This is a genomic window from Acetobacter musti, assembly GCF_011516835.1.
GTDB classification, from domain to species: domain Bacteria; phylum Pseudomonadota; class Alphaproteobacteria; order Acetobacterales; family Acetobacteraceae; genus Acetobacter; species Acetobacter musti.
In genome coordinates this window covers 163,387-175,093 of the sequence record NZ_WOTB01000002.1, presented here as the reverse complement: position 1 = coordinate 175,093, position 11,707 = coordinate 163,387, and the positions used below count along the sequence as shown (strand labels likewise).

Genomic DNA, 11,707 nt, shown 5'->3' with positions numbered 1-11,707 from the left:
GGCTGCGCCTGAACAGTTCGCAAGGCAACGGTCCCGTAACCATTCCGCACCAGAAGCTGACTTGCATTTAGCGGCAGGCCATCCGACCATACGGTCATGACAGGGTCTCATGCCCGCGCGAACCCGTTCCGCCTGCAGGCGGGGACAGGGAGTGCTCACGCCCCGGCCAGCCGGGATGCGGACGATCATCTCCACGCGGTGCTGGGGCCGACGAATACCGGCAAGACGCATTACGCCATTGAGCGCATGCTCGCGCATCCGTCCGGAATCATCGGTTTCCCGCTCCGGCTGCTCGCGCGCGAAAATTACGAGCGCATGGTGGCTCAGAAAGGCGCCGCCCGCGTCGGACTGATTACCGGCGAAGAGAAGATTGTCCCGCCTGACGCCCGGTGGTTTTCCTGCACTGTCGAGGCGATGCCGGCTGACCGGGATGTGGCTTTTCTCGCCGTTGATGAGATCCAGCTCTGCGCCGATCCGGAGCGCGGGCATATTTTCACGTCCCGCCTGCTGCATGCCAGAGGGCGGGAGGAGACGCTGTTTCTCGGCGCCGAGACCATGGCGCCTCTGCTGCGACGTCTGCTTCCCGGCATCACCATCGATACGCGCCCCCGCCTCTCCGCGCTGACCGCGACGGGCGCCATCCGGCTGGAAAAGCTCCCGCCGCGATCCGCCATCGTGGCCTTTTCCGCTGCTGAGCTCTATGCCATCGCCGAGCTGATCCGGACCCGGCGGGGTGGCTGCGCTGTGGTGATGGGGCAGATGTCGCCGCGAACGCGCAATGCTCAGGTGGCGCTTTATCAGGACCGGGAGGTCGATTATCTCGTCGCCACCGACGCCATTGGCATGGGTCTGAACATGGACATTGCCCATGTCGCATTCGCCGGGCTCTCAAAATTCGATGGGATGCGGCGCCGTTCCCTCACCGCGGCTGAGATTGCCCAGATTGCCGGACGCGCCGGACGTGGCGCGCGTGACGGGACGTTTGGCACGACGGGCCGCTGTCCGCCGATTCCGGAGCAGATCATCGAAGCGGTCGAGACGCATCAGTTCGACCCTGTCGAACGTCTCATCTGGCGCAATGACGCTCTGGATTTCACCTCTCCCCGCGCCCTGCTGGCCAGTCTTTCGGTGCCCCCTCCCCTGCGTGGTCTTCAGGCGAGCGACCCCGCCAGCGACGCGCTGACCCTGGGGGCGCTGATCGATGAGCCGCAGGTCAGGATGTTCGCCATCGGCCGTGCCCGCACCCGTCAGCTCTGGGATGTCTGTCAGATTCCGGACTTCCGCAAGATCGGAGAGCGAAGTCATGCACAGCTCTGTGCGCGCGTTTTCACACTTCTGGTCGAACAGCGTCGCCTGCCGGCACAGTGGCTGGAGGAACAGCTCCGTCATCTCGACCGGGCGGACGGCGATGTGGATACGCTGATGCAGCGTCTCGCCGGCATCCGCATCTGGTCCTATATCGCCAATCGCGAAAACTGGGTCAGCAACGCGCCGCTCTGGCAGGAACGGACGCGCGCCGTCGAGGACAAGGTTTCCGACGCGCTGCATGAACGCCTGACCGCCCGTTTTGTCGACCGGAGATCGGCTCATCTCATCAGGCTGCTGGAAAACGAGGACAGTACCCCTCTCCTGTCCGCGGTGCAGCATAATGGCGAAGTGATTGTCGAAGGCCATCCTGTCGGGCGGATGCAGGGTTTTACGCTCCATATGGATACGACTCTGCCGCAGTCCGATCGTGTCACCCTGGCCCGCGCGGCCCGCCGCGCCATGCGGACGGAAATCCCGTTTCGCGTCGCGGCGTGCTGTGATGCACCCGACACCGCGTTCCGGTTCGATTACGGAACCGGCGAGGTGTACTGGCAGGAGGCGATGATCGCACGGCTCCGGCCGGGTCGCGACATTCTGCGTCCGGCGATCGAGACACGCGGCGACGAACTGCTCGACACGAAGCAGCGGGAGCGTGTCAGAGCACGTCTGACTTCCGCGTTCCGGCATCTGGTCGAACGTGAACTGGCGCCGCTTTTTCGCGCCGAAGCCGGGGCGGCGGTCGACCGCGCGGCCCGGGGGCCTGTGCACCAGCTCATGGAGGGGGCGGGGCAGACTCCACAGGGCGCCACTTCTCCGAGCCGCCTTCTCGCACGGCTCGGTGTGCGGATCGCCCTTGGGCAACTCTTTCTTCCGGCCTTGCTGAAGCCCCGGCCAGCCAGAATGCGGGCGCTTCTGCTTGCTGTTGCAGAGGATATCCGTCCGCCGGATCTTCCCCCGCCGGGAGCTGTTTCCGTCCCGGCTGAGCAGTACCCGTCATCACTGCTTTCCCGGCTTGGCTGGATGCCGTGCGGGCCGGTCCGTCTGAGGATTGATATGGCGGAGCGGCTTTGTGCGGAGCTGACGGCGCGTGGCATGCAGTCCGATACGGCCCTGCGTGCCGATTTCGCTCCATGGCTCGGGGTTCCGCGAAAGGAGCTTCCAGCGATTCTGAAAGCTCTCGGCTTCCGGCTTACATCGCCGACGCCTCTGCCAGCCGGTGTTTACGGGCCTTCTCCTGTATGGATGCTTGCGCGTGTGAGGCCGGCGAAGCCGCGCCATAATCGGGGGGCGTCCCGACGGGCGAGACACAGCCCGGATAATGCGTTCGCGGCACTCGCGACTCTTTTCCCTGGTGGTCCTGCTTAATCAGCCTGTGCGGATCGTTGTTTCCGACATGAAGAACAGGCAATCCGGCGCGCATTCCCTTGCATTGCGACGTCTTTCGGCGCCAGCATCGGTGGCGCGTGAAGCACGACGGATACGTTTATCAGAACTTCCGCCGTGATGACTTGCTTCATTAAGAAAACGCCCGCATATCTGCGCGCCTGCACACGCGCACAGGGTCGGTCGATCCGCGCATTTTCAATATCGACGCCCTGTCGAACATCTGATGATCGGAGATGCCGATGACCTACGTGGTCACTGAAAACTGCATTCGCTGCAAGTTCATGGATTGCGTGGAAGTCTGCCCGGTGGACTGCTTCTACGCTGGCGAGAATTTCCTCGTCATTAATCCTGATGAGTGCATCGACTGTGGTGTCTGTGAGCCGGAATGCCCTGCCGAGGCAATCTTTCCGGACAGCGATGACCGTGCCACTGCGTGGGCGGAAATCAACGCGAAATATTCGACGTCCTGGCCGAACATTACCCGCAAGGGAACGCCGCCGGCTGATGCGGAAGAGTGGAAAGACAAGCCGGGCAAGAAAGAGCTGCTTTCCAGCGAACCGCAGAAAGACTGATCCGGCTGCCTCATAGCGCTGGCGTAATCTGAAAAGCCCCTGTTCCTGCCTCCTGGTGGCGGGAACAGGGGCTTTTCTTTGGCGGTTTTTACAAACAAAAGACAGAGCAGGGCGTTCCTGCACCCGTAAGGGCTCTGGCCGCCTTCACCCTTTTAATTTCATAGACCGGGATCAAAGGGACTGCGTCCCTTTGTAGGGTTCGGGGCAAAGCCCCGAGAAGCCATCCCGCCTGTGTATTTACAAAATACATCAACGCCTTGCTTTTGCACAAAGAAGACCGGGTATCCGGACGGATAGCTGTCTGCGGCAGATCCGGGTGACGATCTTTCCGGCCAGAACAGAAAAACCCCGCTCTGGCTTTCGCCGGAGCGGGGTTTTTCTGTGTCAGACGGACCGCCGGAGCGGTCCTGCGGACTGTCAGATCAACGCGACATCATGTGCGCGGCCGTGTTGTCCATGATGAACAGCGTGCCAACAATGAAGATCGCAACGAACATGAGGGTGAAGAGGAACACATTGTTGTTCCACTTCGCCTCTGCCGTCGTGTTCATGTGCAGGAAGAAAATCAGATGGACGACCACCTGAATTGCCGCCAGCACGGAGATTGCCATAAGTGTCGCGGAGGGGGACAGGCTGTGCCCCATGACGACCATGAATGACGCGATCGTCAGGACTACGGCAAGGCCGAACCCGATAGCATAGGCACCTGCCCCGCCATGTCCGGACTCAGAATGGGCTGAATGGTCAGTACTCATCAGATCATGCTCGCCAGATAGACATAGGTGAACACGCAGATCCACACGATGTCGAGGAAGTGCCAGAACAGGCTCAGCATTGTGAGCTTGTTCATCATGCGCTCGGAGATCGCCGTTGTGCCGGCGAGCTGAACGATCAGCGTGACGATCCAGATCAGACCGCAGCTGACATGCAGACCGTGTGTCGACACCAGCGTGAAGAAGGCCGAGAGGAAGGCACTGCGGTCAGGTCCCGCGCCCTCGGCGATCATGTGGGCGAATTCCTTCACTTCAAGGAAGACGAACCCGAGACCGAGAAGGAAGGTTACGGCCAGCCACATCATAACCGATTTGATCTCGCCCTTATGGGCGGCGATCATACCGAAACCGTAGGTGATGCTCGAGATCAGGAGGAGCGCTGTTTCCAGCGCGAGCCCCGAAATCTCAAAAAGTTCCTTACCGGTCGGTCCTCCGTCAAACTGATTGTGGAGGACCGCGAAGACGGCGAACAGCGATCCGAAGATGATGCAGTCCGTCATCAGATACACCCAGAACCCGAACACCGTGGGTAATTCGTGGTGTCCGTGATCTGCGTGCGCGTCAGCAGTTGTTGTATCGTGCGCCATTACTCAGCCGCCTGTGCCATAAGTTTGCGGGAGTGCTCGTTCTCGATGCGCGCAACTTCCTCGGCGGGGATGTAGTAATCGACGTCGTGGTTCGCACTGCGTGCGATCACGGTTGCGAAAACTCCCACCAGTCCGATCGCGGCCAGCCACCAGATGTACCAGATCATGGCAAATCCGAAGACGAAGCTGAACGCACCGACAAAGAAGCCGGCAGCCGTATTCTTCGGCATGTGGATCGGCTCGTAAGGGCCGCCCGCATGGCGCGTGTCGATACCATTCTCTTTGTCATGCATGAACGCATCGAGTTCATGAATGTGCGGGATGATCGCGAAGTTGTACGGCGGCGGCGGTGACGAGGTCGACCATTCGAGCGAACGGGCGTTCCACGGATCACCTGTCACATCGATGTTCTCAGGCAGATTACGGTCACGGATCGAGACGTAGATCTGGGTAACCTGACACACGATACCGAACAGGATCAGAACCGCACCGAATTCGGCCACCAGGAGCCACGGATACCAGTTCGGATTGTCATAGTGGTTCAGACGACGGGTCATACCGTCGAAGCCGAGCACGTAGAGCGGCATGAAGGCGAAGTAGAAGCCGACAAACCAGAACCAGAAAGCGCGCTTACCCCATGCTTCGTTGAATTTGAAGCCCAGAGCTTTCGGAGCCCAGAAGTTCAGGCCGCAGACATAACCGAAATAAACACCGCCGATGATGACGTTGTGGAAGTGAGCGATCAGGAAGAGAGAGTTGTGGAGAACAAAGTCAGCCGCAGGGATCGCCATCATCACGCCAGTCATACCGCCGATCGAGAAGGTGATCATGAAGCCGATGGCCCAGTACATCGTGGCGTGGAACTCGACCCGCCCTTTGTACATGGTGAACATCCAGTTGAAGAGTTTCACACCCGTCGGGATCGAGATGATCATCGTCATGATACCGAAGAAGGCATTGACGTCGGCACCCGCACCCATCGTGAAGAAGTGGTGCACCCAGACAAGGAATGACAGCACCATGATCGCGCAGGTTGCGTAGACCATCGTGGCGTAACCGAAGAGCGGCTTTTCAGAGAAGGTCGGAACGACTTCAGAGAACACGCCGAACGCCGGAATGATGAGGATGTAGACTTCCGGATGTCCCCAGGCCCAGATCAGGTCGAGGTAGAGCATCTGGTTGCCGCCACCATCATTGGTGAAGAAGTGCATCCCAAAATAACGGTCGAGACCAAGAAGCGCGACGGCGACGGTCAGAACCGGGAAGGCCACCATGATGAGCACGCAGGCGCAGAGAGCGGTCCAGCAGAACACCGGCAGTTTCATCCAGGTCATGCCAGGAGCGCGCATCTTAACGATGGTGACGAAGAAGTTCACACCTGTCAGCAACGTTCCGACACCGGAAATCTGAACTGCCATGATGTAGTAATCGACACCGACGCCAGGGCTGAACTGAGCTTCGGACAGAGGCGGATAGGCCAGCCAGCCGCACTGCGAGAACTCACCGATGAACAGGGAGACGTTGATCAGCGCGAACGCGACCGTGGTCATCCAGAAGCTCAGGTTGTTCAGGAACGGGAAGGCAACGTCACGCGCACCGATCTGAAGCGGCACGATGAGGTTGAACAGCGCCGTCATGATCACCATCGCCATGAAGAAGATCATGATCGTTCCGTGAGCGGAGAAGATCTGATCGTAATGGTGAGGTGGCAGATAACCGGGGTTGCCTGCGTAGGCCAGCGCAAGCTGGGTACGCATCATGATCGCGTCGGCGAAGCCGCGCACGAGAGCAAGCAGACCGACGACGACGTACATGATCGCCAGACGCTTATGATCGACAGACGTGAACCACTCTTTCCAGAGATAGCCCCATTTGCCGTAATAGGTGATCAGGCCGAGGACCGTGATACCAACAATCGCTACCCCGAGGAATGTACCGACAAGGATCGGCACATCCACAGGAATATCTGCGAATGATAATCTCCCTAGCATTAGATCCTACTCCTTCATGTTCATGTCGGACATTGCAGCCTGAACAGACTTTTTCTGGCCCGTTGCTGTGTCCATGACCATGCCATTGTTGTACTTCGCGACAATGGTGTCGAAGAGGTTGCCTTCAACGTGCGAGAAGTATTTCACGGGGTCGGCCTCGCTCGGAGCAGCAAGCCTGGCGTAGTTCTGACCATCAAGCTGATCAGAAGAGGCACGGACCTTCTCAACCCACGCATCGTACTGATCACGGGGCATTGCAAGCGTGCGGAACTTCATGTCCGAGAAACCGCGACCACTGTAATTTGCTGATTCACCGGCATAATCACCAGCCTGGCTGGCCATCAGGTGAAGCTGCGTCTGCATGCCGGCCATGGCGTAGATCATCGAGCCAAGACGCGGAATGAAGAATGAGTTCATGACGGAATCAGACGTGATCACGAAATGAACAGGCTGATTGACCGGAATGGCGAGCTGATTGACCGTCGCAATGCCTTCATCCGGGTAGATGAACAGCCATTTCCAGTCCAGCGCCACCACTTCGACATTCAGCGGCTTTGTCTGAGCTTCCTCATCGAGCGGACGATACGGATCCAGAGAATGGCAGGTCTGATAAGTGATGACAGCTAGGAACGCGATGATAATCGTGGGAATACCCCAGATCGCCACCTCGATCTTATTTGAGTGACTCCATTTCGGAAGATATTCGGCTTCCGTGTTGGAGGCCCGGTATTTCCAGGCAAAGGCACACACCAGGATGATTGTCGGAACAACCACAATGAGCATGGCGATCGTTGATTCAACGATCAGATGTTTGAGTTGGTCTCCCACCGGCCCTTTCGGGTCCAGGGTGTCAAGTTCACACCCTGCCAGTGGAAGCACCGAAGCAAGACCAGCCAGTCTGGCCGCCCCCTTCAGGTACTTATTTCTCATCGTACGTCCCTCGGTTCTGACATACTCAAAAGCCTCGCTAAAACAGGCCCCGCTCTCACAATACGCTCGGTCCCGCCATCCGGGCTGCCGTTCAGGCAAAATCCATCAGGCGTGACAAACGCACTGCATTACGGCGATTCAATAATCCCACAAGCTTGTTATCACAATCCGCGAAACAAAGCTTGATCACCCGATCTCTTCTTATCCGCCCGCCGCGAAGTCCGGGACAAGTGTTCACGGATTATTTCTTATTATTTCAAACTGACGGCGCGCCATGCGTTCGCACACGTAATCGTGGGGTTTTTATGACCTTTGGAAGATCACGCGGAGGTTATATTGCGCCATCCCGATATTGAATAAGTCTTATTTTCTGGCATTGCCATGCGTTGCACGCGATGGCGGCACGCGTAATTCTGACGCGGTGATATGCCGTTCTTCGCCTCCGGTCATAAAAAAAGCCCGGCCCCGTTTCCGGGACCGGGCTCAGAGTCGGAAGAAACCGACTCCTGTCCTTACGACTATCCAGAAGACTTATCTGTTGTCGTTGCGGGCTCCCATGAACTGCAGGAGAAACTGGAAGAGGTTAATGAAATTGAGATACAGACTCAGCGCGTCATAGACGGAGCGCTTCGCGGCCTGATCCGGACCTTCATAATAGGCGAACTGCGGATACGTTGCGCGGATGCGCTGCGTATCGAACGCTGTCAGTCCCGTGAACAGCAGCACCCCGACGACACTGTAAACAAAATACAGAGCCGGGCTGTGCAGGAATATGTTGACCAGTCCGGCGACGACGAGCCCGATCAGCCCCATCGTCAGGAATGACTGGAAGCGCATGAGGTTCGCGCCGGTCGTGTAGGCCCACAGAGACGTTCCGCCGAAGGTGATGGCTGTCACCAGAAATACACGCGCCACTGAAACTCCTGTGTAGAGCATCAGGATGCTTGCCAGGCTGGCTCCCATTACGCCGCAGAACAGCCAGAACAGTCCCTGCACGGCCGAACGCGACAGTCTGTTCACGCCGAATGACATAACCATGACGAACCCGAGCGGCGCGACCATTGCGATCCAGCCGAGGCCGGTCGGCGCCACGCCACGTTCGGTCATCTGAAAGAACAGTGCGCTGACGGAGGTGTTGGCGATGACGTAGGCGACCAGTGCTGTCAGCAGAAGGCCGGACGCCATCCAGTTATAGACACGGAGCATGTACGTCCGAAGACCTGCATCCAGATCGGCGGACTGAACGCCGGCGGCAGAAGGCGACGAACGGAAGTCGCTGAATGACATGATTCTTCCTCTTGTTTTCCGGCAGAACCGGCATGCTCACCTATATGCGCATGGCAGACAAGCATTTCAAGTCATCCCTCTCTAACCCGTTTTCACCTCCGCACATAGTTAAAGGTGAGTCATCAGGCCGCTGTCCCGACTCCCGCGAGGCGTCGGAAAGGGATTCCCCGCCTGTGGTCGCTGGTCGCGGGAGATCACCTTTCTGTGAGCACGAGCCGGAATGATGCCTGGGAGCCGTCCCATATTCAGCTGTGGCAGCAGTCATTGCCGCTCTCTCAGAAACTGTACGCCATGACCGGTGAATATCCCGTCGACTGTCTGGAGGTATTCGCGTCCGCACGCAGCCGAAGGCGAAACACACGCCGGAAACATGCTCACCGGACACCTTAATTATTACGGCCTGACATCACCTTCTTACTGTCTGCTGCCGGCCCGGAAACGGTGACGACCAGCGGGACCGGAAGAAAAGCCCCCCCGGCTGACGCATAGGCCTCTTCCACATGACACGATTGACATGATCAGTTCATGTGGGCTGACTGACGCACAACGGTAATTCCGCATTGATTTGCCGATTGAAGCTGCAATCAGTGATTTGTCGAGGACGTAAGACATGATCCGCCCCGCATCCGCCAAGAGGACTTCCCTGCTTGGCATTCTCGCGGCAGGAACTTTCCTTGCTGCAGCCCTGGGCCAGCCTTCCGGCCCGGCTCGCGCCGCGGACCCCCAGGGGTCTACCGGTGAAGCGATCATCCACGCGGACGATCATCCCGAAAACTGGCTCACTTATGGCCGCACCTATTCAGAGCAGCGTTACAGCCCGCTCGATCAGATCAACCGCGAGAATGTCGGTAATCTGAAACTCGCCTGGTATTACGATCTGGACACCAACCGTGGTCAGGAAGGCACGCCTCTGATCGTTGATGGCGTCATGTATGCCTCCACCAACTGGTCGAAGATCAAGGCGCTGAAGGCCGATACCGGAGAGCTGCTCTGGGCGTTCGATCCCAAAGTTCCCGGCAATATCGCCGACAAGGGCTGCTGTGACACGGTTAACCGCGGCATCGCGTACTGGAACGGCAAGATCTATATCGGCACCTTTGACGGCCGTCTGATTGCGCTCGACGCCAAGACCGGCAGGCAGGTGTGGAGCGTTAACACGATCCCGAAAGATGCCGCACTTGGTCACCAGCGTTCCTATACGGTGGATGGCGCTCCGCGTATCGCCAAGGGTCGCGTGCTGATTGGTAACGGCGGCTCCGAATTCGGCGCCCGTGGCTTCATTTCGGCCTTTGACGCAGAGACCGGCAAGCTCGACTGGCGCTTCTACACGGTGCCGAACAACAAGAACGAGCCGGATCACGCTGCATCCGACAACGTTCTGATGAACAAGGCCTACAAGACCTGGGGCTCGAATGGCGCCTGGGTTCAGCAGGGTGGCGGCGGCACCGTCTGGGATTCACTGGTTTACGATCCGGTGACGGATCTCGTCTACATCGCGGTCGGTAACGGTTCCCCCTGGAACTACAAATACCGTTCAGAAGGCAAAGGGGACGATCTGTTCCTGGGCAGCATTGTCGCTGTAAAGCCGGAGACGGGCGAGTATGTCTGGCATTTCCAGGCAACGCCGATGGACGAGTGGGATTACACGTCTGTTCAGCAGATCATGACGCTTGACCTGCCGATCAACGGTGAAACCCGTCACGTCATTGTTCATGCACCGAAAAATGGCTTCTTCTACGTCCTCGACGCGAAGACCGGTCAGTTCATTCAGGGCACGAACTACACCTTCGAGAACTGGGCTTATGGCCTGGACCCGAAGACCGGACGTCCGATCATCAACCCGGAAGCGCTCTACACGCTGAACGGTAAGGAATGGTATGCCATCCCGGGTCCGCTGGGCGCGCATAACTTCATGTCCATGGCGTACAGCCCGAAGACCGGACTGGTTTACATCCCCGTGCACCAGATTCCGTTCATGTATAAAAACCAGGCTGGCGGCTTCAAGGCGCATCCTGATTCGTGGAATGTCGGTCTCGACATGGTCAAGACCGGCCTGCCTGATACACCTGAGGCCCGGACTGCTTACCTGAAGGATCTGAAGGGCTGGATCGCGGCCTGGGATCCGGTGAAGATGAAGACGGTCTGGAAGATCGACCATAAAGGCCCATGGAATGGCGGTATCCTCGCCACAGGCGGTGATCTGCTGTTCCAGGGACTGGCGACGGGCGAATTCCATGCCTATGACGCCACCAACGGTAACGACCTGTTCCGTTTCAACGCTCAGAGCGGAATCATTGCGCCGCCGGTGACCTACTCGGTCAATGGCAAGCAGTTTGTTGCGGTCGAAGTGGGCTGGGGTGGCATCTATCCGTTCTCCGCCGGTGGCATGTCACGTGCATCCGGCTGGACGGTCAATCACTCCTACATCGCGGCTTTCTCGCTCGACGGAAAAGCGAAGCTTCCGCCGATGAATGATCTTGGCTTCCTGCCGGTCAAACCGCCTGCGCAGTATGACAAGAACGTCGTCGACAAGGGCTACTTCGAATATGAGACCTACTGTCAGGTCTGCCACGGCGACGGCGCAGAAGGTGGCGGTGTTCTTCCTGACCTTCGCTGGTCCGGTTCCATCCGTCATCCGGATGCGTTCTACAATGTCGTAGGCCGCGGCGCCCTGACGGCATATGGCATGGACCGCTTCGACACCTCCATGAAGCCTGATGAAATTGAATCCATCCGGCAGTTCATCATCAAGCGCGCCAACGAAACCTATGAGCGCGAGGTTGAGGCCCGGAAGAACGCCAGCGGAATTCCGGAGAATCCGACACTCGGCATTACTCAGTGAGCGGCTTGTCCCAGGTGATGACCTCATTTGA

Annotated in this window: 8 protein-coding genes; 3 read left to right on the top strand and 5 right to left on the bottom strand. The window is 58.3% G+C overall.

What is annotated here, in order from left to right; all coding sequences use genetic code 11:
• The first annotated feature begins 96 nt into the window (after nucleotides 1-96).
• Complete coding sequence (locus GOB93_RS02160) at nucleotides 97-2,673, top strand: helicase-related protein (protein ID WP_173581875.1); 2,577 nt, start codon at nucleotides 97-99, stop codon at nucleotides 2,671-2,673.
• 260 nt (nucleotides 2,674-2,933) lie between these two features.
• Nucleotides 2,934-3,266 (top strand): ferredoxin FdxA, encoded by a 333-nt coding sequence (gene fdxA, locus GOB93_RS02155; RefSeq protein WP_173581874.1) that lies wholly within the window; start codon nucleotides 2,934-2,936, stop codon nucleotides 3,264-3,266.
• 422 nt (nucleotides 3,267-3,688) lie between these two features.
• Here the strand turns inward: fdxA and cyoD are convergent, their stop codons facing one another.
• From cyoD to GOB93_RS02130, 5 genes are all read right to left on the bottom strand, one after another.
• Nucleotides 3,689-4,021 carry a cytochrome o ubiquinol oxidase subunit IV gene (gene cyoD, locus GOB93_RS02150; RefSeq protein WP_173581873.1) on the bottom strand — a complete coding sequence of 111 codons (333 nt, stop codon included), beginning with the start codon at nucleotides 4,019-4,021 and terminating at the stop codon, nucleotides 3,689-3,691.
• Nucleotides 4,021-4,626, bottom strand: coding sequence for a cytochrome o ubiquinol oxidase subunit III (gene cyoC, locus GOB93_RS02145; RefSeq protein WP_173581872.1), 606 nt, complete (start codon nucleotides 4,624-4,626; stop codon nucleotides 4,021-4,023). The genes cyoD and cyoC overlap by 1 nt, the downstream gene beginning before the upstream one ends.
• Nucleotides 4,626-6,617 (bottom strand): cytochrome o ubiquinol oxidase subunit I, encoded by a 1,992-nt coding sequence (cyoB, locus tag GOB93_RS02140; protein ID WP_173581871.1) that lies wholly within the window; start codon nucleotides 6,615-6,617, stop codon nucleotides 4,626-4,628. Before cyoB ends, cyoC begins: the two co-directional genes overlap by 1 nt.
• 6 nt (nucleotides 6,618-6,623) lie before the next feature.
• Nucleotides 6,624-7,547 (bottom strand): ubiquinol oxidase subunit II, encoded by a 924-nt coding sequence (gene cyoA, locus GOB93_RS02135; protein WP_173581870.1) that lies wholly within the window; start codon nucleotides 7,545-7,547, stop codon nucleotides 6,624-6,626.
• A gap of 531 nt (nucleotides 7,548-8,078) precedes the next feature.
• Nucleotides 8,079-8,834, bottom strand: a complete 756-nt coding sequence (locus GOB93_RS02130) for a Bax inhibitor-1/YccA family protein (protein ID WP_173581869.1) — start codon at nucleotides 8,832-8,834, stop codon at nucleotides 8,079-8,081.
• Between the two features lie 610 nt (nucleotides 8,835-9,444).
• On the opposite strand from GOB93_RS02130, the gene GOB93_RS02125 reads away from it, so the two are divergent.
• The gene (locus tag GOB93_RS02125) at nucleotides 9,445-11,676 is read left to right on the top strand and encodes a PQQ-dependent dehydrogenase, methanol/ethanol family (protein WP_173581868.1); all 2,232 of its coding nucleotides are present in this window, start codon (nucleotides 9,445-9,447) and stop codon (nucleotides 11,674-11,676) included.
• The last annotated feature ends 31 nt before the right edge of the window (nucleotides 11,677-11,707 follow it).

Excerpts from the sequence above, each read along its gene's own strand:
- cyoA (WP_173581870.1), bottom strand. The coding sequence starts at position 7,547 with ATGAGAAATAAGTACCTGAAGGGGGCGGCCAGACTGGCTGGTCTTGCT.
- cyoD (WP_173581873.1), bottom strand. The coding sequence starts at position 4,021 with ATGAGTACTGACCATTCAGCCCATTCTGAGTCCGGACATGGCGGGGCA.
- fdxA (WP_173581874.1), top strand. The coding sequence starts at position 2,934 with ATGACCTACGTGGTCACTGAAAACTGCATTCGCTGCAAGTTCATGGAT.
- GOB93_RS02130 (WP_173581869.1), bottom strand. The coding sequence starts at position 8,834 with ATGTCATTCAGCGACTTCCGTTCGTCGCCTTCTGCCGCCGGCGTTCAG.
- cyoC (WP_173581872.1), bottom strand. The coding sequence starts at position 4,626 with ATGGCGCACGATACAACAACTGCTGACGCGCACGCAGATCACGGACAC.
- cyoB (WP_173581871.1), bottom strand. The coding sequence starts at position 6,617 with ATGCTAGGGAGATTATCATTCGCAGATATTCCTGTGGATGTGCCGATC.
- GOB93_RS02160 (WP_173581875.1), top strand. The coding sequence starts at position 97 with ATGACAGGGTCTCATGCCCGCGCGAACCCGTTCCGCCTGCAGGCGGGG.
- GOB93_RS02125 (WP_173581868.1), top strand. The coding sequence starts at position 9,445 with ATGATCCGCCCCGCATCCGCCAAGAGGACTTCCCTGCTTGGCATTCTC.